We start from the raw sequence: 20,829 nt of genomic DNA, 5'->3' as shown, positions 1-20,829 counted from the left end.
GATTCATAGAGTCACGATGTGACTCTCGACCCCCGTACCCCCGTCATCATCGGCGTCGGCCAATACAACCAACGCTCCGCCGGCATCGAGGACGCGCTCAACCCCATCGAGTTGATGGAACAAGCCGTCTTGGCCGCATCCGATGATGCCGGCCTCGACGGCCCGCCGGCCGCCGACTCGGTGCGCGTTGTCAACATCATCGGGTGGCGGTTCCGGAACGCCCCGCGGTTCCTGGCGCAGCGGCTCGGGCTTGGCGGACCGGATCAGTCGGGTATTGAACTCGCCGAGTCGACGGCGGGCGGCAACAGCCCCCAGTCGCTGGTCAACGCGACCGCTGCTGAGATGCTCGCCGGCAAGGTCGATGTTGCAATCCTCGCTGGCGCTGAAGCGTTCAAGACCTTCATGCGGGCCCGCAAGCAAGACATCACGCTCGATTGGCCGAAGGCGGCCGACGACGACCTGCCGCGATACATCGGCAAGGAACTCAACATGAACCTGCCGGAGGAGCGCGACCGCGGCATCTTCATGCCGGTTCAGATCTACCCCATGTTCGAAACGGCGCTGCGGGCGCAGTCTGGGCGGACCGTTGCGGAACATCAGCAATTCCTCGGCGCGCTCTACGCCGGATTGAGCGACGTGGCCGCCGCGAATCCGAACGCCTGGATCCAACAGTCCAAGACCGCCGACGAGATCACCACGGTCACCGACACCAACCGGATGATCGGCTTCCCGTACCCGAAGCTCATGAACTCGAACAACGACGTCGACATGGGCGCGGCCATCATCATGTGCACGGTCGAAGCCGCCGAACGGATGGGCGTCAGTCGCGACAAGTGGGTGTTTCCCCACGCCGGTACCGACTCCCACGAGCATCCGTTCGTCTCGCATCGCGACACCTTCGCTCGGACACCTGCGGTCGAACTCGGAGGCGCAATGGCCCTCGATCTCGCAGGCATCGACATCGACGACGTGTCGGTGCTCGATTTGTATTCGTGCTTCCCGTCGGCGGTGCAACTCGGGGCCCAGTCCCTTGGCGTCGACATCACGCCTGGCAGCGGTCGTCAATGGTCGCGGACGGGTGGACTGACCTTCTGCGGAGGCCCCTGGAACAACTACGTGATGCATGCCATCGCGAGCGTCGTCGAAGACCTTCGGGAGCGACCCGGCGAGTACGGCCTCACGTGGGCCAACGGCGGGTACGCCACCAAGCACGCCTTCGGCATCTACAGCACCACTCCCCCCACCAACGCGTTCCGGCACGGCTCACCGCAGGCCGAGGTCGATGCGCTCCCGAAACGCGAGCTGGCATCCCCTGCCGACGCTGCGGGCGAGGCGACCATCGAGGCCTACTCCGTGATGTTCTCTCGCGACGGCGCACCTGAGACAGCCTTGGCGTCATGCCTCCTCGCAGACGGACGTCGCGCCTGGGGTACGTCCTCAGATTCGTCAATCGCCTCCGCGATGTGCGACGGCGAATGGGTCGGCGTCGGCTGCCATCTCGACCCTGACGGAGCGCTCTTGATCTAGACGACGAGTCAGTCGCCAATGTCGTCGTTGCCCGAAAGAATCCCTCCGTCAGGGCAGACGTTGGCCAGGTAGGCCTCGGTCAATGGGATCCTGGCGTCGGTGATCAAGGCCGGATCCTCGACGATCCCCAGTTGCGCATTCGAGAACGACGCGACCGCTGCGTCGAGCGCGGTTCCATCGATCGATGCAGGCACGACAACCTGCAGTTCCGGATCATCGACGCCCGCCTCAGTCAGCGCAGCGAGCCACACAGCGCGGAGCACCGTCGGTTCGATACCAGCGCCGATCAGGTCGGCTTCGGCCAATGTCGCACGGCCGAAGAACGGCCCGGCGAGGTCAGTCACCAGCGCAACGCGCTCTGGCTCGAGTTCAGGCGGGAGGTTCGCCTCCATCGTGTCCACCGCGGCCGTCACGGTGCTCGCGGCAATCACTTCAAATCGATACGCCTCATCGCGGTCACCAATCGCCGACACCAGGCCGAGCGCCTGGAAGCTGCCGGCAAACTCGCTCCACGCTCGACAGAACACATCGCCGCTGTCGATGCCGGGCACCCCCGTCTCGGGAACCGGTTCGATCGCGGGTGTACTCGGCTGCGCCGACAAATCGAACTCGGTGGTCGACGGGGCGGTCTCGGCGTCACCGCCGGTCTGACCGTCACCTTCCTCACCAGCGTCGGGCGTCGGGACGAGGGCCTCGCTGCTGTCACTGGTCACCGACTCGCCACTCACCGGTGCAATGGGCTCGCCGGCGTCATCGTCGCCCCCGCTGCACGCCGCAAGCACGAGTACTGCGACGAGGGCACCAGCACGCAGCCGAGTGGCCTGTCGATCGGTGACCAACGCGACCGAGCGCGAGCGTTTCTCCATGCCGACAGTGTGGCCCGTCAGCTGGCATGCTCGGCGTCATGTCGGCTGCAACTGATCCATCACTCCGCCCCAGAGTGCTCCTCGACTGCGACCCAGGCCATGACGACGCAATCGCCATCGTGGTGGCCGCCCGCAACACGGACTTGGTCGGCATCACCACCGTCGCAGGGAATGCCCCTCTCACCAGCACGACCCACAACGCGCTGGTCATGCGCGACCTGCTGGGCATCGACGTCGAGGTGCACTCGGGTTCCAGTCGACCGCTCGTGGGCGAACCCAAACATGCCGGACATGTGCACGGCGAGAGTGGCCTCGATGGCGCTGACCTCCCCGAATCAACCACTCCCCTCGACGGAACCGATGCCGTGCAGTTCATCGTCGATGCCTGCCATCAACACGACAACCTGTGGCTTGTCCCGGTTGGCCCCCAGACCAACATTGCCCTCGCCTTGCAGAAGGACCCGACCATCGCGCAACGCATCGCCGGGATCTCACTGATGGGCGGCGGCTCATTCGGCAACCGCAGCACGATGGGTGAGTTCAATATTTGGGCCGACCCCGAAGCAGCACAGATCGTGTTCGCCAGTGGTGCGCCCATGATCATGGCGGGCCTCGACGTCACGCACCAGTTCCAGGCAACGCCGACCCGTATCGAACGGCTCCGCGCAATCGACGGGACGCTGGCAACCACACTCGCCGACCTGCTCGTGTTCTTCTCGATGATGTACCAGCGCAACCACGACGAGGGCCACCTGCAGGGCGGAGCGATGCACGACCCACTCGCCGTGCTCGCGCTCACGCACCCCACGCTGTTCGAACGAGTCAATCGACACGTGGTGGTCGAAACCCAGGGCGAATACACCCGCGGCATGACCGTCATCGACGAGCGTCGTCTGATCGAACGCAAGGCGGCCAATGTCGCCGTGCTGACCCATGTCGACGCTGACGCTGCCTTTGACCTCGTTGCCGAGGCGGTTGCTCACTTCACTCCCTGATCGAAGGTCAGAGGCCGGAGGCGCCCACTCCGTAGTGTGGGCGCCGTGACCACGACGCTTCCCGACGGCACGATCGACGCCGACGACACCTTCCCTCGCCAACACGCCAGGACGCAGCGATTCACGCTCGGCGCTCCTCGCGACATCACCGTGTCAGCCGATGGTGAACGCGTGATCTTTCTGCGCAGCGCCAGTGGTTCGGACTCGGTGAATGCGCTGTGGGTACTCGATGTTGCATCGGGGATGGAACGATTGGTCGGCGATCCGCGGATGCTGCTGGCAACCGACGACGGCGGTGACCTTCCCCCTGAGGAACGTGCCCGGCGAGAGCGAACGCGAGAGAGCGGCGGCGGCATCACCGCGTACGCGACTGACCATGCCGGCAAGGTCGCTGCATTCGCACTGAGTGGACGATTGTTCGCGGCCGGCCTGCTGAGCGGGTTTGCTCGCCCGATCGACGTCGCCGGGCCGGTGTTCGACCCTCGACCCGATCCGACCGCCCGGAGAATCGCCTATTCGAGCGGACGGCTGTTGTGTCTTGCCGAACTCGACGGAACATGGCGCGTCCTCGCCGGAGGCGACCCAAAGGAAGCCGACACCGTGACATGGGGCAGCGCCGATTTCATCGCTGCCGAAGAGATGCACCGCTTCCGCGGTTATTGGTGGAGTCCCGACGGCAACACGATCGCCACCTGCCGCGTCGACACCGCGCCTGTCTCGGAGTGGAACATTGCCGACCCGGCCAACCCGGCCACACCCTCCCGCACCGTGCGATATCCCGCAGCGGGTACGGACAACGCCACCGTCTCGCTCCACCTCCTCGGCTTGAACGGATCGCGCACCGACGTCGACTGGGATCACGAGTTCTTCCCGTACATCGCTTCGGTCAACTGGACCACGGCGGGTCTCGTCATGCACGTCCAGTCGCGTGACCAGCGCGGCACCATGACCTTGCAGGTGGACGAGATCACCGGCGAAACCGAGGTCCTCGACCACGACTACGACGACGCGTGGGTCGAATTGGTGCCAGGGACGCCACGCCTCCTCAACGACGGAACGCTCGTCGCCGCAGCGGATCGCGACGGAGCGCGACGGTTGTTGGTCTCCGGCGAACCGGTGACTCCAACAGACCTCCAAGTGCGGTCGGTGCTCTCGGCGACACCGAACGCGATCACGTTCACGGCCAACGCCATCGGTGACGCCACGTCACTCCACGTTTGGCGTCGCCACGCTGACGGGCGGCTTGTGGCACTCACCGATGAACCCGGGGTGCACTGGATGACCGAGGGCGGCTCGACGACCGTGGTGCGATCGGCATCGATGGATGAACCCGGAGCCACCGTCACGGTCAGCAGCGCCAACGACACCACGCCGGCGCACACCATCGAATCGTTCGCCGAATCCCCACTCGTTGCACCCAACATCCAGTTCTTCCGGACGGACGAGACCGGACTCAGCGTTGCACTCCTGCTCCCTCACGATCATGCGACGACGTATGGCGGCGGCCGGTTGCCAGTTCTTCTCGATCCGTACGGCGGCCCTCACGCGTTGCGCGTCCAGTGCGCCAACAATGCCTTCGTCGCCTCGCAGTGGTTTGCCGACCAAGGCTTCGCCGTGGTGGTGACGGACGGGCGCGGCACACCGGGCCGGGGTTCGGAGTGGGAACGCGCAGTGAGCGGCGACCTGGCGACTGTGCCCCTCAATGACCAGATCGAGGCGTTGCAGTTCGTCGCGAGAGAGACATCTCACCTCGATCTCCGGCGCGTGGCGATCCGCGGCTGGAGTTTCGGCGGCTATCTCGCGGCCCTCGCCGTGCTCCGCCGACCGGACGTGTTCCACACAGCAATCGCTGGCGCGCCGGTCACCGAATGGCGGCTGTATGACACGCACTACACCGAGCGGTATCTCGGAGACCCCAACACGCAGAGCGAGCAGTACGACGCAAGTTCGTTACTTCCGCTCGCCAGCGATCTCCAACGTCCACTCCTACTGATCCACGGACTGGCCGACGACAACGTTGTCGCTGCGCACACATTGCAGCTCTCGTCAGCGCTCCTCGCCGCCGGACGGACCCATGAGGTGTTGCCGCTCGTCGGCGTCACCCACATGACGCCCCAGGAACAGGTGGCAGAAAACCTGCTGCTCCATCAGCTCGACTTCCTGCGTAGATCACTTCCATCTCCGACGTGACTGTGCACACCTCAGCCGAAGCCGTCACCATCCCAAGATGAATCCAAGATGAAATCGAGGATGAAACGGCGGATGAAGGATGAAAGCGAAACGGACGGCGACGGGCGTGTGGTCTAACGTCGCCCCGGTATGAATGATCGCCTCCTCGAGCTGTACCGCGGCGTCGCCGTCCACGCCACCGCCAACCTGGAGCACCAGGCCGCCCTGGAACTGCTGGTGCTGGTGATGCTTGCCGATCAGGACATCGCCGACGAGGAGGTCGAACTCGTCCGCGAGATCAGCACCGAGTGGCGAGACGACGAATTTGCGTTCGAGGAGTACCTCCGGCCTGCGATCGAAGAGGCACGTCAAGCCATTGAGCACGATCGAGTCGAAGAATTCCTCGACTCGATCGACGGGCGGATCAGTAGCCGCGTATTGCGATCTGCCCTCTTCTCAGCGGCTCGCGAGGTCGCGGGCGTCGATGACGAGGTGAGCCCGGAAGAAGGTTCCCTGCTCTCCCAAATTGCCGTCCGCTTCGTCTGACCGGAACGGGAAACTAATGGCCTGGGCTCAGGGTCGTTGAGCGAGCGCGATTCGATCAAGACCACTGAGATCCTTTCGGATCTCCGCCTCTGCATAACCATGCGCGGCAAGCAGCTGCTGAACGGCAGGGCCCTGGTCGTGGCCGATCTCGAGGATGAGCCATCCGCCTGAACGGAGTCGGCTGAACGCACCGTCGATGATGATCCGGATGTCGTCGAGCCCATCGGGTCCTGCGAACAGCGCCGAAGCAGGTTCCCACTCCCCCACGATCCGCTCGAGGTCTGGCGACGCGTCGGCGACGTAGGGAGGATTCGACACGATCACATCGGCAACCACGTCGAGAGGGAGCGCGTCGAACCATGAGCCGTGCGCGATCTGCACGTTCGGTGCGGCCCGACCGATGCCGGCAAGGTTTGCGCGAGCCACGTCGAGCGCATCGCTGCTCGTATCCGTCAGCCAGACGGTGGTGCCGTTCAATGGCAGCTCATCGGCCAGCGCGAGACCGATCGCGCCTGACCCGGTTCCCAGGTCGATGATCGTCCGTTCGGCATCGAAGCCACGGGCAATCACCAGCGCTACTTCGGCAACGATTTCGGTTTCGGGCCGCGGGATGAGCACTCGCTGATCGACTGCAAGGTCGAGTCGACGGAACGCCCAACGCCCCAGCACGTACTGCAATGGTTCGCCCGTGCGGTAGCGAGCGATCATGGCATCGAGGTGACTGACCATGCGCACCGTCGGCGCTTCGTCGAGCGATTGGAGGAACTCGTCCGGCTCGGTCGACGAGGCGACTTCGCAGATCCACCGCGCGTGCTGGCGGTCGTCGATCGCCTCGCTGGTCTCGGCCCAGAGCGCCCGCCATGTCGTGGCCAGGTCCTCGTCGCCGACCGTGCTCGTCGGGTCGGTCGGGCCCGTCGGGTCGGATTGAGGCGACTCTGTCACTGCCCGCTCTCGCCACCCTCGGCCAGGAGCCGGGACCGCTCATCGGCCGCGAGCGCATCGACGACGGGTTGCAGGTCGCCTGCCAGGGTGTCGGCCAGTCGGTAAATCGTGAACCCGATGCGATGATCGGTGACCCGATTCTCCTTGAAGTTGTAGGTGCGAATCTTCTCGCTGCGCCCACCTCCGCCGGTCTGGGACCGACGTGCATCCGACTGCTCTTCACGTCGTTCAAGCTCAGCCAGTTCGAAGAGCCGGGTCCGCAGCACCGTCATCGCGCGCAGCCTGTTCTGCAACTGCGATCGTTCGTCTTGCATCGACACGACCAACCCGGTGGGACGGTGCGTGATGCGGACGGCCGAGTCGGTGGTGTTGACGCTCTGACCGCCCGGACCACTCGCCCGGAACACGTCGATGTCAAGGTCGCGTTCGTCGACCGACACGTCGACCTCATCAGCTTCGGGAAGCGCAGTGACCGTGGCCGAGGAGGTATGGATCCGCCCCTGCGATTCTGTCACCGGCACACGCTGCACCCGGTGCGGACCACCTTCGAACTTCAGATTGCGCCAGGCGGTTGCGCCCTTCACGACGAAGGTGATCTCGTTGAACCCACCCATGTCGCTGAGCGTCGACGACAGGAGCTCGGTTTTCCACCCACTGCTGGCTGCGTAGGCGTCATACATCTCGTAGAGATCTCGAGCAAAGAGGTTGGCTTCCTCGCCGCCCTCAGCGCCACGGATCTCCATCACCACGTTCTTGCCGTCGTACGGATCCTTCGGCAGCATCATCTCGCGGAGCTCGTCTTCAAGCCCGGGGAGCTGGGCCTCGGCCTCATCGATTTCGGCCTGCATCAGCTCGCGCTCGTCGCCGGTCGCCTCGGGCAACATCTCCCGAGCCGCGTCTCGATCAGACGAGCGCAATTGGTGGAGCCGGAACTTCTCGATGACCGGTCCGAGGTCGTTGTAGCGCTTGGACAGTGTGCGGAGTTGGGTTGGGTCGGCGAGCACCTCGGGGTCGGACAACTGGTGTTCCAGCGTCTCGTACTCATCCGCGACCTGACGGAGACGGTCGAACATGTCGAGGTGAGCCATGGTGATCTGAGGCTACTGGCCGGCCAGCACTCCCAGCCCGGAGCGCGGGCGCGTCGTGATCAGGCGGAGGCCGATGTCAGTCCGACGACCGTGACGGGACGTTCGAGCAAGCCGGCGACCTCAGACACGATCGGAAGCAGGTCGCGCGCGGGCAGCACCAGGACGACAGGCTCGTCACCCATTGCCTGCACATCGGCCACGTAGGGCAACGCGTCGAGGTCGACACCGCTGGAGAAGACAACCCTTGCGGGCGAGCCATCGGGGCGCACCCCGCGGGCAACGCACGGAACCGGATCCTTCAGGTTCGGACGGGGCACCGGGGGTTCCGCCGGGGTCAGTTCCGTGCATCCGACGAGGACAGGTGTTTCCTCGGCCTGCCAGCGCAGGAACCGTTCAATGCCCAGTCGGTTCAGTGGGTGCTGCGGCGAACCGGTGGATCGGTGCGCCTGCACGGTTGAGACAATGTCGGCCAACGCTGCGACGGTGGGGATCTCGCCATGGAGCATCTGAAATGCTTCGCGGTCCGCGGCGCCCACGCCGACTTCGAGACGCACCCCGTCGTCGTCCGCTCTGGCCAACTCGCTCACCTCACCCAAGAAACCGGTGGTCGGGCTTGCAACGACCCGACACACTTCGAGGCCCCGAACTTCCCCGAACAAAACGCCATGTTCGGCATTCGGAGTCGCTCCAGCTTCCACGATCATGCTCCGGAGCGCTTCGTGTTCCTCGGGCACCGCGCGACGCGTCGGCAGCGGCTCAGCGATGGCGGGGAGCAGTGCCCGGCCGTCGGCAAACCACACCGTGATCGGCAAGGAAAAAGCGGTGGCGCGCCGGGCAAGCAGGCCCGTGTCGTGCTCGGCGATGACATGCAGGTGGGTTGCCGATCGCCGAACAGCCCAGACCAGTGCCGCACCCAGCGACCGATCCGCGCGCCCGTCGATGAGCACCCATGCCGCGCCGTCGCGTAGCAGCGCAGCACCGGTCGCAAAGGTCTCAGCGTCAGCACCAGTCGCGCCACTCTGGCGAGGCCCAAAATGCTCGTCGACGAGGGCCCCGAGCTTGATCGCAAGCAGCTGCGAACGCCGGGAAGTGTCGGCGGGGATCCTCGAAGCGTCAGTCACGACGCCGACGCTATCGAAGGCCGGTGTTCAGCGGTGAGACAGCGACGAGACCAACCAGCCGTCTGATTCGGCTACGACTCGGCACGCAGACGAACAGCCGGTCGGTACCCATTCGAGCCGGCCACCAAGGAAACACCGGGCGGGCGAGTCGGCCCATTCGGAGCGGTGCCTCCCGGTGCCGACGCGAAGAGGCCGAGATCCTCGATCGATCGGTTCAGAACCTCGGACGATCCGCCACCGAGCCAGCCGTCGATCACACTGCCGTAGTAGTCACGGAAGTCGACGTGATGGGCCATGCGACCCCACCGGCCGAGGCCAGCGAGCGTCGGTCGTTCGCCGTAGAGGCCACCCTGAACATTCGAACCGAAGACGAAGTGCGGTGCCGTCGTGCCGTGGTCAGTACCAGCACCATCGTTGGCTTGGCTTGTGCGACCGAACTCAGAAAACGTCATGAATGTGACGCGAGTTGCCCATGCCGGATCGAGTACTTCGTAGAACCGACGAATCGCTGCGTTCAATTCCTGCATTCGCAGTGGATGTTGGTCCGGTTGGCCCGCATGGCTGTCGAAGTCACCCCATCCAGCGCTCAGCACACGAAAACCGAGGTTCGCGTTGATCAGCCGGGCCTGGACCTCAAGTCGAGCGACCAGGTCGACGCTGGGGAGTTCCTCGGGGATCGCCGGAGCAATCTCACTTGCGACCTCGAGTTGGTCGACGAACGCCTGGCCGATCTGACGGTTCCAGAAGTCGGTGCTGGACGCGCTGAGGTTGCGAACCGTTTGGTACTGCCGCTGATAGCGCTCCTCCGAACGGGCCCCAAACGACGGTCGGCTGGCAGGAATCGCCGTTGCCCGGCTCGATTCACCCAGCATGTGCAACGGCAGCGAGTGTCCGACTTCGGCCGCGGCGAAAAGGTCCTTCGACCCGCTCAGGTAGCCGTCAAGCCACCGGCCGAGCCACCCGGATGTGGGGATCCCGGACGTCTGGCCTGCCATCCACTTGGCCATCGAGTTGAAGTGGCTGAGATCCGGATCCGGATATCCAATGCCTTCGACAATCGCAAGTTGGTCGTTGTCCCAGAACTCTTTGAGCACGGTGAGCTCGGGGTGCAGACCCGTACTGCGGTTGATCGGCAAGGTCTGTCCCGCGGGAATCGCCAGGCTGCCGTGTTGTGCGTAGTACTCACCATCGCTGATCGGGACCACGGTGTTCAGTCCGTCATTGCCGCCGAACATGCCGAGCACAATCAAGATGCCATCGCCGGCTCCGATCGGACCCGCGGCCCGCGAGGTGTCACCGTTGCCGAACGCCGTGTCGAGCAGCGACGAGCCGGGCCCCGCGACGAGGCCTGCGCCGAGACCCATGCCAACGAGTTGCAGAAATCGGCGGCGGTCAAGTGCGTGGGCGTCAGCACCTGTGGCGAATGCTGCCTCCGGAACACTGAGGTGGTTCAGGGCGCTGGCGGTGGAGATGTCGTTGTCGAGCATGTTGGTTCTCCGGTCAGGCCACGTGCAGTTCGGGGGCGAGCAGGATGAGGAAGACCAGGTCGGAGCGCTCCCAGCGGCCGGCGGCGGCCAGGTGATCGATCAGCCGTTCGCGTGTCGGAGCGGCAAGCGTCACCTCCATCAGGTCGGACATGTTGTCCACCACCTCTTCGTCGGACATCGTCGGGATGTAGTCCGGCCACGGGCCGGCGGCAATCAACTCGTCGCGCGTCAGGCGACCGTGTCGGAACTGGAGGTATCCACTGTCGTCCCAGTAGGTGCGGCCAGCGGTCCATGCAAAGCCCTGCGCGATACGGGCGCGGGCCTCCATTGCGCTGGCATTGACGTAGTACCCATTGATCTTCCAGCCACTGACGTTGGGCGGATGCAGGATCAGCTGGCCGGTGTTGCCCATCAGCCACATCGGCGTGGCATCTTTCGAACGCAGGTCGAGCGCATAGAGCAGCGATGCGATCCAGTCGATGGGTGAGCGGACGAGCCCGGTCAACACCTCCTCCGCGTAGAACTCGTCTCGGAGCAGCATCGTGCGGACCCAGGGAAGGATGTCGAAGTCAGCAGCGACGAACGCATCACGCATCGCGTCGATGACCGCCGCCGGCGGTGCCTGGTTGGCGAAGTCAACCCACAACTTCCGTGACAGGAACTCGGCCGCCACAAGCCGCGTCGGCCTGCCACGATTGTGCACCTTGTCCGCTCCGGATGGCACCACGCCATTGCCGAGGATCACCTCGATGGTCTCGTCACCGTGACGGCGAGGATCGCCACCGTTGTTGATTGTCTGGCCCAGGAATTGCTTGACCGAACTGTCATGAAAGATCGGCGTCCAACGCTCCTTTGGCAGGTCATCGAGCCAGACATACTCGCCGGTCTGCCAGTTGTCGCTGTGCCCAGTCCAAGCTGCCGTGGCTGCCTCGACGTCAGCTTCGGTGTAGTTCCCGACTTCGAGCAGGAAGAGCTCCATCAGCTCACGCGCGAAGTTCTGGTTGGGCGAGTCGGCCTCGTTGCGGTTGTTGTCGAGGTAGCGCAGCATTGCGACCTGCGTCGACATCTCGGTGACCATGTCGCGAAAGTTGTCGAGGCCGTCCCTGCGATACAGATCGATCTGCTCGCGCATCAACTCGGCGCTGCCAACTTTGCCGATCTCGCTGACCAGATGGCCGTGCCAGAACAGTGCCATCTTCTCCTGCATCGGCCTCGGCGAGTCGTTCGCCATGCGATCGAACCAGAAGTGGGCGAGCTCTTGACCCCGCCGCCAATTGTCGTCCTCACCCGTGTTTTGGAAGACCACCGATGGCGGAGCCGGCAGACGATGTGCCGCGGTGCCGAGAATGTTGTCGACGATGTCAGCGAACGTCGTCAACCCCATCAGTTCGTCGACTCGCGACTGTCGGTCGATGAACTCAGTGCGGCGGAGGAGATGGCGAACGTTGCGCTCTTTCTTCACTGGCACGGTGGGGTGTTCCTCGTCGTTCGGATGCGGGCGGATCGTCTAAAATCCATGCGTTTCCGACTGTTTGCTGTATCGACATTCGTCCCACCTTCTTAAATGCCGCGATGTCGTCAATTGCACTATCGGCGGGGAGGTTCCCGAGGAGCAACCCCACACGCAGGGAAAACGCGAAGAGCCGCCCCAACGGGGCGGCTCTTCGGTGGATCGATCTTGTCGATCTCTTGATCGGTGAAACCGCTGTCAGTAGCAGCGGCGCAGCATCACTCCTCGATGTTCGAGGGAGCGTTCTTCCGAGCGCCGTAGCGACGGTTGAAGCGCTCAACACGACCACCGGAGTCAACGAGCTTCTGCTTGCCCGTGAAGAACGGGTGGCATTCGTTGCAGAGTTCGACGGTCAGGTCACCCTCAACGGTCGACTTGGTGGTGAACGTGTTTCCGCAGGAACACCGCACGCCGGTGTCGCTGTATGTGGGATGGATGTCAGTCTTCATGATGATTCCTTTGTGATCTTCCTGGTGCCGGCTGAACGAGTTCGTCGGCGACAGATCGGGCGGGACGAGTGTAACCACGCCCGATTGGGTTTTGTTCCGTGCTGGAGACCTGAGTTGCCCGAGCGGCCAGGCTCACATTCCAGGTTGTTTGGCAATCTCGCTGAGGAACTCGGCGTTGGTGCGGAACGTCTTGAGGCGGTCGATCAACAGCTCGAGGCCGGGAGCAGCATTGCCGTCCGCAGCAAGGCCGCTGAGGACCCTGCGGAGCTTCCAGACCATCTGCAGTTGCTTGCGGTCGAAGAGCAGTTCTTCGTGGCGAGTCGAGGACGCGTCCACGTCGATCGCCGGGTAGATACGGCGCTCGGCGACCTTACGATCGAGGCGCAGCTCCATGTTGCCCGTGCCCTTGAACTCTTCGAAGATCGCTTCGTCCATCCGGCTGTTTGTGTCGACCAACGCCGTGGCGAGAATCGTCAGCGATCCACCCTCTTCGACATTGCGGGCCGACCCGAAGAACTTCTTGGGCGGGTACAACGCACCAGCATCGATACCACCGGACAAGATCTTGCCGCTGGACGGAGCCGCGAGGTTGTAGGCCCGGCTGAGGCGGGTGATGCCATCGAGAATGATCACGACGTCCTTGCCTTCCTCGACCTTGCGGCGCGCCTTGGCAATGGTCATCTCAGCGACGTGAGTGTGCTCGTCGCTGGGCCGGTCGAAGGTCGATGAAATCACTTCGCCCTTGACCGAGCGCCGCATGTCGGTGACCTCTTCCGGTCGCTCATCGATGAGCAGCACAAGCAGTTCGACCTCTGGGTTGTTCAGCTCGATCGACTGAGCGATCGTCTTCATCACCGTGGTCTTGCCGGCCTTGGGCGGCGAGACGATGATGCCGCGCTGACCCTTGCCGATCGGCGACAGCAGGTCGACGATGCGGGCGGTCATGTTGGCCGGGTCGGCTGGGTTCTCGAGCCGCAACTGCTGATCCGGGAACAGCGCCGTCAACTTCTCGAAATGCGGTCGCGTCTTTGCGGCTTCCGGATCGCCGCCGTTGACGGTCTTGACATCGATGAGCTGCGGATTCTTTTCGTTGCGCTGTGCTGGACGCACGGTGCCGGTGATCTCATCGCCCTTACGCAGACCGAACTGGCGGGCGATCTTGACCGTGATGTACGCGTCCTCCTTCGTTGGGAGGTAGCCATCCGTGCGCAAGAAGCCGTAGCCCTCATCGCGCACGTCGAGGAAACCGGTGACCTCGATCGGCTCAGTGCCCTGCGGCTGACCGTCGCCGTCGAGCATCTCGGCGTCTTCGCCTTGGGGACCCTCATTGCCGCGACCGCCACCCTTGCGACGGCGCCGACGACGCTTGTTGCCGCCTTCTCCGCTCTCATCGTTCCGGTTGCGTTGCTGGCCGCCCTGATTTCCGCCTTGATTTCCGCCTTGATTGCCAGATTGGCCACCGCCCTGGTTCCGGTTGCGGTTGCCGCCCTGGCTGTTTCCGCCCTGGCCACCGCCATCGCGGTTGCCCCCACCGTCGCGGTTGCCGCCGCCATCGTTGGCGCGACCTTCACCGGCAGCTCGTTGGCCGTCGCCGCGGTTCGCGTCTCGGTTCCCATCGGACTGGTTGCGATTCCGGTTGCGATTGCCACCGTCATTGCGGTTCTCACCAGCTTGCTTCGGCTCGTCACCTGACGAGCCGACGTCGCTGACGTTCGTGTCGACACCTTGCTCGCGCAGGGCAATCTCCCAATCGGCAAGCGGCTCACCATCGTCACCGAGGACCACACCATCTGCGGCCGGTTCGGACGCAGACTTCTGCGGTGCGGGCGAAACGGTGCGCTCCCGGCGCGGCGCGCGATCTTCTTGCTCCGCTGCAGCCTCAGGCCGCTTCGCCGGAGCATCGCTCGACGCGGGGCCGCTCGACGGGCCCGTCGTGTCGAGGATCTTGTCGATGATGTCGGACTTCTTCAGTCGCGAGTTGGCCTTGACGCCGAGCGCCTTGGCCATTTCCAGCAGGGTGTCTTTGTCCTTGGATTCCAGGACGGACTGTTCGAGAGCGGCAGCGGCCACGTTGTTCCTCTCCTCCCGCAGTCAGCCCGGTGGACTGGAACACGGAAAGTGATCAGGTCTCAGGGAAGGCGATGAGGGGTCGAACTCGCGCCCGACAGAATCCCCTGAGCAGACATGCGCACACAACCGAGAGTTCGGGGTGCGACTTAGCAAGCTAAGTGGACCTGACGATAGCCCGCTGGCCAGCAGGAATGCAACGCCCGACCACGTGTTGCTCACATCGCTGTCATTTCGTGTTCAACGCGTCAGTTGCTCAACCAGACGTTGCACGGTGGCCAAGTCGTTCGCCACGGTCTGGGTTCGTTCGTCCCGTTCGAAGAGGTCAGCCAAGTGCGCAGGGAGTTCTGGGCGGAAACCGATGGCCTCTTCAACGGCGTCTGGGAATTTGGCGGGATGCGCCGTCGCAAGCGTGATGACGGGACCACCGTCGCCAGCCGCTGACAACATCCGTGCCGCCGCCGTGCCCGTCGCCGAATGCGGATCGAGGACGTAGCCCGAGGCGTCGTACACCCGCCGAATCTCGCTGAGCGTCGACACATCGTCGAACGCTGCTGCACGGAACGAGCCCGCCATGAAACGGTCGCGCTGGTCACCTTCGATGTCGAGTCGCCCGGTCGAACGAAACCGCGTCAGCTGCTCGGCGGTCATCCCGCCGTCGCGGCCGTTCATCTCAAACAGCAGCCGCTCAAAGTTCGACGACACCTGAATGTCCATCGACGGACTCAACGTCGGGACCACACCGCGAGCGGTCATGTCGTGGTCGTTGACAAACCGAGTGAGGATGTCGTTGGTATTCGACGAGATGATGAAGTCACGAATCGGCGCACCCATCTCGCGTGCAATCCACCCCGCAAGCACGTTGCCAAAGTTGCCGGTGGGAACACTGAACGTGGGAGCCGTGGCAAATGCTTCAGAGGCGGTGACGTAGTAGACGGTCTGGGCCATGACCCGAGCCCAGTTGATCGAGTTGACGGCCGACAGCTGGTTCCGAGTCCGGAAGTCGACATCGTTGAACATGGCCTTCACCAGGTCTTGGCAGTCATCGAAGGTGCCCTCGACTGCGACGGTGTGGACGTTGGGCGCATCAACCGTGGTCATCTGCTTGCGCTGCACATCACTGGTCCGACCCAACGGATACAGAATCACGATGTCGACGTTGGCGCAGCCCGACACGCCGTCAATGGCGGCCGAACCGGTATCGCCACTCGTTGCCCCGACGATGGTGACCCGCTCGCCTCGAGCCGACAGGACGTGATCGAACAGCTTGCCGACCAACTGCAACGCCACATCCTTGAACGCAAGGGTCGGACCGTGGAACAGCTCCTGCACCCAGTGACGATGATCGATCTGCACCAGCGGTGTGATTGCCGGGTGCCGAAAGGTCGAATAGGCCTCGGTACACAGGTGGGTCAGGGTGATCTCGTCGATGTCAGGGGTGACGAACGGCAACATCACCTCGACCGCACGCTCGACGTACGTTCTGGCGCCTCGGGATGGTTGCAGGGCCGGCCACGACTCAGGCATGTACAGGCCGCCATCCGTGGCGAGGCCTGCCAGCAACACGTCGTTGAAGCCGAGATCGGGAGCCGATCCGCGAGTCGAGACGTAACGCACGCTCAGTCGCCAATCACGCGCAGCAGGCCACCGACCTTGAGCACGACATCGAGTTCGTTGAGCTCGCGCACCGTGGCTTGCACATGCTTCTCCAGCGCATCGTGGGTGATGAAAACCAGCCGCGCATCGGGCCCGTTGCCTTCCTGCTCGGCAACCCGAATGCTCACCCCGTGCTTGGCGAAGACGCCAGTGACCGCGTGGAGTACGCCAGGCTGGTCCGCCACGTCGAGGCCGAGCAGGTACTCAGCCGACGTCTCGTCGATCGGGCGAATCGTCGCCTTGCCGAGCTCGCCGAGCGAACCATGCGTGCCCGCTCGCAGGTTGATGGCTGCATCGACCACATCGCCGAACACCGCACTGGCGGTCGGGGCGCCGCCCGCACCTCGGCCGTAAAACATCAGGCTGTCGACGTAGTCGCCTTCAACAAAGACGGCGTTGAAGCTGTCCCGGACGGTGGCGAGTGGATGATGGTCAGGAACCATCGTGGGGTGCACACGCACGCTGATCTCACCACTGGCGCTGTCGCGCTCGACGATGCCGAGCAACTTGACCACGTAGCCCAGGCGTCGAGCGATTGCGATTTCGGAGGCGGTGATCTCGCTGATGCCTTGGTGGTAGACGTCGCCTGCCACGACCTTCTTACCGAACGCGACGGTGGCGATGATGGCTGCCTTGGCGCCGGCGTCATAGCCCTCGACGTCTGCTGTGGGGTCGCGTTCGGCGTAGCCGAGGCTCTGCGCATCCTTCAACGCTGCGCCGTAGTCAGCGTCTCCGCCGCTCTCCACCGCGTCGGTCATCTTGGTGAGGATGTAGTTAGTCGTGCCGTTGATGATGCCGAGCACGCGGGTGATCGGCTCACCGTGCAAACTTTCGCGCAACGCCCGCATCACCGGAATGCCGCCAGCGACCGCTGCTTCGAACAGCAGGTCACGACCCGCTGCGTCGGCGGCGGTGTAGAGCTCGGCACCGACGTTTGCAAGCAGTTCCTTGTTGGCAGTCACCACCGGTTTGCCGTGCGCAAGTGCCGCGAGGATCAACTCGCGGGCCGGCTCGATGCCGCCGATCGATTCCACAACGATGTCGACATCCGGATCGGTGACCACGGCCATGGCATCGCGTGTCAGGACACCCTCGGCGAGGTCGACGTCACGCGGCGCGGACATGTTGCGCACTGCGACTCGCGTGACTTCGAGGTCAATGCCCGTGCGCTCGAACACGCTCACGCGCTGGGTGGCGACGAGGTCGACGAGGGCAGCGCCCACGTTGCCGCAGCCGAGCACCCCGATCTTGAAAGACGTTGCTTCGCTGGTCACGGGCCTGAGGCTACTGGCTGCGATCGATCCGATCAGGGTGCGTTGCCGAACGGCGCACGCCACATCGGCGTGCCCTGCCAATGCCGGTACCGTGCCACCGATGACGAGCGCGTCCGACCTGCTCCAGACGGTCAGCAACGAGTTTCGCGATGTCGTCAGCATCGTGACGCCTGAGCAGTGGAACCTTCCGACTCCCTGCCCCGACTGGACGGTGCTCGAACTCATCGGACATGTGGTCGGTGGCAGTCAGATGGCAACGTCGCTGGTCGGGGGCGCCTCACGCATTGAGGCGATTGGCCTCCTTGCCACCGACTTCGTTGGCACCGACCCGCTGGGCGCGGTCGACGCCGCTTTGGCCGCGCAGCGCGAAGCGTTCGACGAGGTCGATCTCGAGAACCTCACCTGTCAGCACCCTGCAGGCGACATGCCCGCAGAGCAGCTGCTGGGCCTCCGAATTGGCGACCTCCTCATTCACCGCTGGGACCTCGCCCGCGCGATCGGTGCCGACGAGCAGCTGCCCGCCGATGCGGTGCAACGCGTCTGGGACGACACTGCCCCGATGGCCCCGATCATTGCGCAGCTCGGCGTCTTTGGAGACGGCCCCAGCGGCACCGTCCACGATGACGCGCCGCTCGCTGAACGACTGCTCGACTTGATGGGCAGGCGCGGCATCAAACCGAGGTCGGCCTAACCCGCGGAGCGGGGCATCGCGTCAGGCGACGTCGCGACCGAGGAATGCTGCAAGCTGGTCCGCGGCGCTTGCACCGTCGGGGCACTCGCGCTCAAGACCAAACGGTGCCGATCCCTCTTCGCCTCGGAAGCCTTCCCGGATCGACGACTTCGCCTGATCGAGAATCTGAGCGGCAAGCTCGGGCGCGATATCGGTCGACTGACCGGTCGCCTTGGCGAGGTCCCACCCATGCGTGAAGGTGTCGTTCATCGCCAGGCCCATCACGGCCGCCGCCGGCATTTCACCGAATGGCATCTTGACCGTGCTCTGCATGACGCCGTCTGCTTCGAAGCAGGCAACGAGCGCAGCGGTGGCCTCGTCGTACGCGGCAAGGTAGTCACCCGCCGCAAAGTCGCTGTCGGCGCCAATCGGAGGCTGGCCCTTAATGCCAGCAGCAAAGAAGTGCTGGGCACCAACGAGGTGGTTGATCAGACCGGCGACGTCCCAGGACGCACACGGGGTCGGGTTCTGCATCTGATCGGACGTGACGTCAGCGAGGACGCTCCGAGTGGACGCGTTGACTTGCTGCAGGGGTCGTGTACTCATGTCCGCAACCTAGTTGGGGACCGATGGATCGCCGACGTCGCCGGCAACAACCTCAGCGCCGCACGATGTCGTGATACTTGTCGACGTTGCCGACGACGTCGTTGAAGCGGTTCTCGTCGAGGACCGCTCCTTCCCGACGCACGTCGTCCGGGTCGATGGTGAGCAGCCGATCCACCTTCGCGAAACTCGGACGCCGCTTCGGGTCCCAGGCGCCGCTGCCAACGGCAATGTGTTCACCCCGCTGCTTGTCTTTTGAGGTCAACTGCACGCCAGCCAGGTCGTCACCGATCCGTCCGATGATGACGACTGGCCGATCCTTGCCCTGATTCGGATCGTCCTCGTAGGGCACCCAGGTCCACACGACCTCACCCGGGTCGGGATCGCCGTCGAGGTCGGGCGAGTACTCGATACGAACGTCTGGCTCGACCCGCCGAGTCCGAGGCGCCGGCTTCCGGACCGTTTTACCCGTTCCTCGCTCGCGCTCCTTCTGCGCTGTTTGGATCTGCTTGAGCAGGTTGAGGATGGTGTTGATCCACTTCGTCATGCTGATTCCAATTTTCGGGGAGGGGCGTTTTAGCCGATGTCCGCGCGGAGCAGATCGTCGTAGGTCTCGCGACGCACGACAAGGCGCGCATCGCCGTTGGCCGCGAATACGACTGGCGGGCGCGTGATCTTGTTGTAGTTGGAGCCCATCGAGTGGCCGTAGGCACCAGTGACCGGCATGGCGAGGAGGTCACCCACTGCGGTGTCGGCCGGCAACTGCGCCGCGAACGATAAGACATCGCCAGATTCGCAGTGCTTGCCGACCAATCGAGCGGTCATGGCCCGCTCGTCGGTGACGGCTCGGGGCAGGAAGGACTCGTAGCCGGATCCGTACAAGACGGGTCGGGGGTTGTCGCTCATCCCGCCGTCGACCGAGATGTAGGTGCGGACACCTGGGATGTGTTTGACGGTGCCGACGCTGTACACGGTCATCGCCGCGGCTGCGGCAATCGCTCGGCCTGGTTCCACGCTGACTTTCGAGCGCACGCCAAGTGCCTGGCAGGCATCGAGCAGCACGTTGCCCCAGTGCGCGATCGTTGGCGCTTCTTCGCCCTCGATGTATGCGACGCCGAGGCCACCACCGAGCACCAGCTCGGGAAGGTCGAGCGGGACGGCGAAATCGGCCATGACTGCCGCTGCCTTCGCAAACGATGACGCCTCGAACACGTTCGAACCGATGTGACAGTGCACACCGACGAGTTCGACTGACGTCGATCGACGCGCTCGGTCGACGGCTTTGAGCGCATCGCCGTTGCCGAGGTTGAAGCCAAACTTCGAGTCGTCTTGACCGGTCGCGATGAATTCGTGCGTGTGCGCCGACACGCCAGGGGTGATCCGCAGCAGCACCTTCGGAACCGGTCCCAACTGTTCGGCAGCAAGGACGTCGAGGCGGTCGAGTTCGTCAAACGAGTCGACGATGATGTGCCGCACTCCTGCCGTGATCGCCTCGCGCAGTTCCGTCATCGACTTGTTGTTGCCGTGCAGTGTGCACACGTTGGCGGGCACACCGGCAGCCAGTACGACGGCCAGTTCGCCACCCGACGCAACGTCGAGCAGGAGCCCCTCGTCGTACACGAGCCGAGCCATTGCTTTGCACAGGAACGCCTTAGTGGCGTACACGACCTGTTGGTGACCGAACGCGGCAACCGCCTGTTGGCAACGAGCCCGAAGGTGCGCTTCGTCGTACACGAACACTGGCGTGCCGTACTCCGCAGCGATCTCCGCGATCGAACATCCCCCGACGCTCAAGTTTCCGTCGGGGCCGACCGTCGCGTTATCGGACAGCAACTGCATCGGAATCGCGCTCATCGTCG

18 protein-coding genes are annotated in these 20,829 nt (G+C 64.1%); 5 read left to right on the top strand and 13 right to left on the bottom strand.

Annotated features, from left to right (window positions below; all coding sequences use genetic code 11):
• Positions 1 to 18 precede the first annotated feature (18 nt).
• Positions 19 to 1,527, top strand: coding sequence for an acetyl-CoA acetyltransferase (locus ACH2DW_RS02440; protein WP_394928121.1), 1,509 nt, complete (start codon positions 19 to 21; stop codon positions 1,525 to 1,527).
• 8 nt (positions 1,528 to 1,535) lie between these two features.
• On the opposite strand, the gene ACH2DW_RS02435 is transcribed toward ACH2DW_RS02440, so the two are convergent.
• Positions 1,536 to 2,393 (bottom strand): hypothetical protein, encoded by an 858-nt coding sequence (locus tag ACH2DW_RS02435; RefSeq protein WP_394928120.1) that lies wholly within the window; start codon positions 2,391 to 2,393, stop codon positions 1,536 to 1,538.
• 38 nt (positions 2,394 to 2,431) lie between these two features.
• Between ACH2DW_RS02435 and ACH2DW_RS02430 the strand changes: the two genes are divergently transcribed.
• The 3 genes from ACH2DW_RS02430 to ACH2DW_RS02420 all read left to right on the top strand — a co-directional run bounded on the left by ACH2DW_RS02430 (position 2,432) and on the right by ACH2DW_RS02420 (position 6,103).
• Positions 2,432 to 3,388, top strand: coding sequence for a nucleoside hydrolase (locus ACH2DW_RS02430; protein WP_394928119.1), 957 nt, complete (start codon positions 2,432 to 2,434; stop codon positions 3,386 to 3,388).
• 45 nt (positions 3,389 to 3,433) lie between these two features.
• Positions 3,434 to 5,578 carry a prolyl oligopeptidase family serine peptidase gene (locus tag ACH2DW_RS02425; protein WP_394928118.1) on the top strand — a complete coding sequence of 715 codons (2,145 nt, stop codon included), beginning with the start codon at positions 3,434 to 3,436 and terminating at the stop codon, positions 5,576 to 5,578.
• 129 nt (positions 5,579 to 5,707) lie between these two features.
• Entirely contained in the window at positions 5,708 to 6,103 is a 396-nt protein-coding gene (locus ACH2DW_RS02420; RefSeq protein ID WP_394928117.1) for a TerB family tellurite resistance protein, read from the top strand.
• A gap of 27 nt (positions 6,104 to 6,130) precedes the next feature.
• On the opposite strand, the gene prmC is transcribed toward ACH2DW_RS02420, so the two are convergent.
• The 9 genes from prmC to ACH2DW_RS02375 all read right to left on the bottom strand — a co-directional run bounded on the left by prmC (position 6,131) and on the right by ACH2DW_RS02375 (position 17,859).
• Positions 6,131 to 7,045, bottom strand: a complete 915-nt coding sequence (gene prmC, locus ACH2DW_RS02415; RefSeq protein WP_394928116.1) for a peptide chain release factor N(5)-glutamine methyltransferase — start codon at positions 7,043 to 7,045, stop codon at positions 6,131 to 6,133.
• Entirely contained in the window at positions 7,042 to 8,133 is a 1,092-nt protein-coding gene (gene prfA, locus ACH2DW_RS02410) for a peptide chain release factor 1 (RefSeq protein ID WP_394928115.1), read from the bottom strand. The genes prmC and prfA overlap by 4 nt, the downstream gene beginning before the upstream one ends.
• 59 nt (positions 8,134 to 8,192) lie before the next feature.
• Positions 8,193 to 9,254, bottom strand: coding sequence for a hypothetical protein (locus ACH2DW_RS02405; RefSeq protein ID WP_394928114.1), 1,062 nt, complete (start codon positions 9,252 to 9,254; stop codon positions 8,193 to 8,195).
• A 71-nt stretch (positions 9,255 to 9,325) separates the two neighbouring features.
• Positions 9,326 to 10,741, bottom strand: coding sequence for a DUF1501 domain-containing protein (locus ACH2DW_RS02400; RefSeq protein ID WP_394928113.1), 1,416 nt, complete (start codon positions 10,739 to 10,741; stop codon positions 9,326 to 9,328).
• A gap of 13 nt (positions 10,742 to 10,754) precedes the next feature.
• The gene (locus ACH2DW_RS02395; protein ID WP_394928112.1) at positions 10,755 to 12,209 is read right to left on the bottom strand and encodes a DUF1800 family protein; all 1,455 of its coding nucleotides are present in this window, start codon (positions 12,207 to 12,209) and stop codon (positions 10,755 to 10,757) included.
• A gap of 260 nt (positions 12,210 to 12,469) precedes the next feature.
• Positions 12,470 to 12,700 carry a 50S ribosomal protein L31 gene (gene rpmE, locus ACH2DW_RS02390; RefSeq protein WP_394928111.1) on the bottom strand — a complete coding sequence of 77 codons (231 nt, stop codon included), beginning with the start codon at positions 12,698 to 12,700 and terminating at the stop codon, positions 12,470 to 12,472.
• Positions 12,701 to 12,832: 132 nt separating this feature from the next.
• Positions 12,833 to 14,770 (bottom strand): transcription termination factor Rho, encoded by a 1,938-nt coding sequence (gene rho / locus ACH2DW_RS02385; protein ID WP_394928110.1) that lies wholly within the window; start codon positions 14,768 to 14,770, stop codon positions 12,833 to 12,835.
• Between the two features lie 237 nt (positions 14,771 to 15,007).
• Positions 15,008 to 16,384, bottom strand: coding sequence for a threonine synthase (gene thrC / locus ACH2DW_RS02380; RefSeq protein WP_394928109.1), 1,377 nt, complete (start codon positions 16,382 to 16,384; stop codon positions 15,008 to 15,010).
• Positions 16,385 to 16,386: 2 nt separating this feature from the next.
• Positions 16,387 to 17,859, bottom strand: a complete 1,473-nt coding sequence (locus tag ACH2DW_RS02375) for a homoserine dehydrogenase (protein ID WP_394928108.1) — start codon at positions 17,857 to 17,859, stop codon at positions 16,387 to 16,389.
• Here ACH2DW_RS02375 and ACH2DW_RS02370 point away from each other — a divergent pair.
• Positions 17,798 to 18,388 (top strand): TIGR03086 family metal-binding protein, encoded by a 591-nt coding sequence (locus ACH2DW_RS02370; protein WP_394928107.1) that lies wholly within the window; start codon positions 17,798 to 17,800, stop codon positions 18,386 to 18,388. The genes ACH2DW_RS02375 and ACH2DW_RS02370 overlap by 62 nt on opposite strands.
• A gap of 21 nt (positions 18,389 to 18,409) precedes the next feature.
• Here ACH2DW_RS02370 and ACH2DW_RS02365 read toward each other — a convergent pair whose 3' ends face one another.
• The 3 genes from ACH2DW_RS02365 to lysA are packed head-to-tail and all read right to left on the bottom strand — an operon-like array spanning position 18,410 to position 20,824.
• A complete protein-coding gene (locus tag ACH2DW_RS02365; protein ID WP_394928106.1) occupies positions 18,410 to 18,973 on the bottom strand; it encodes a TIGR03086 family metal-binding protein in 564 nt (187 codons plus the stop codon).
• Positions 18,974 to 19,025: 52 nt separating this feature from the next.
• On the bottom strand, positions 19,026 to 19,517 hold the full coding sequence (locus ACH2DW_RS02360; protein WP_394928105.1) for a type II toxin-antitoxin system PemK/MazF family toxin: 492 nt from the start codon (positions 19,515 to 19,517) through the stop codon (positions 19,026 to 19,028).
• A gap of 29 nt (positions 19,518 to 19,546) precedes the next feature.
• A complete protein-coding gene (gene lysA / locus ACH2DW_RS02355) occupies positions 19,547 to 20,824 on the bottom strand; it encodes a diaminopimelate decarboxylase (RefSeq protein WP_394928104.1) in 1,278 nt (425 codons plus the stop codon).
• Positions 20,825 to 20,829 lie beyond the last annotated feature (5 nt).

This window comes from uncultured Ilumatobacter sp. (assembly GCF_963980585.1).
Taxonomy (GTDB): domain Bacteria; phylum Actinomycetota; class Acidimicrobiia; order Acidimicrobiales; family Ilumatobacteraceae; genus Ilumatobacter_A.
The sequence above is the reverse complement of the archived record's forward strand: the minus strand, read 5'-3'. Positions and strand labels throughout refer to the sequence as shown.

What these genes read in the sequence shown, in the direction of transcription:
- prfA (WP_394928115.1), bottom strand. Translation starts at nt 8,133, where the DNA reads ATGGCTCACCTCGACATGTTCGACCGTCTCCGTCAGGTCGCGGATGAG.
- ACH2DW_RS02420 (WP_394928117.1), top strand. Translation starts at nt 5,708, where the DNA reads ATGAATGATCGCCTCCTCGAGCTGTACCGCGGCGTCGCCGTCCACGCC.
- rpmE (WP_394928111.1), bottom strand. Translation starts at nt 12,700, where the DNA reads ATGAAGACTGACATCCATCCCACATACAGCGACACCGGCGTGCGGTGT.
- ACH2DW_RS02370 (WP_394928107.1), top strand. Translation starts at nt 17,798, where the DNA reads ATGACGAGCGCGTCCGACCTGCTCCAGACGGTCAGCAACGAGTTTCGC.
- ACH2DW_RS02365 (WP_394928106.1), bottom strand. Translation starts at nt 18,973, where the DNA reads ATGAGTACACGACCCCTGCAGCAAGTCAACGCGTCCACTCGGAGCGTC.
- lysA (WP_394928104.1), bottom strand. Translation starts at nt 20,824, where the DNA reads ATGAGCGCGATTCCGATGCAGTTGCTGTCCGATAACGCGACGGTCGGC.
- ACH2DW_RS02435 (WP_394928120.1), bottom strand. Translation starts at nt 2,393, where the DNA reads ATGGAGAAACGCTCGCGCTCGGTCGCGTTGGTCACCGATCGACAGGCC.
- ACH2DW_RS02430 (WP_394928119.1), top strand. Translation starts at nt 2,432, where the DNA reads ATGTCGGCTGCAACTGATCCATCACTCCGCCCCAGAGTGCTCCTCGAC.
- ACH2DW_RS02360 (WP_394928105.1), bottom strand. Translation starts at nt 19,517, where the DNA reads ATGACGAAGTGGATCAACACCATCCTCAACCTGCTCAAGCAGATCCAA.
- ACH2DW_RS02400 (WP_394928113.1), bottom strand. Translation starts at nt 10,741, where the DNA reads ATGCTCGACAACGACATCTCCACCGCCAGCGCCCTGAACCACCTCAGT.
- ACH2DW_RS02375 (WP_394928108.1), bottom strand. Translation starts at nt 17,859, where the DNA reads ATGCTGACGACATCGCGAAACTCGTTGCTGACCGTCTGGAGCAGGTCG.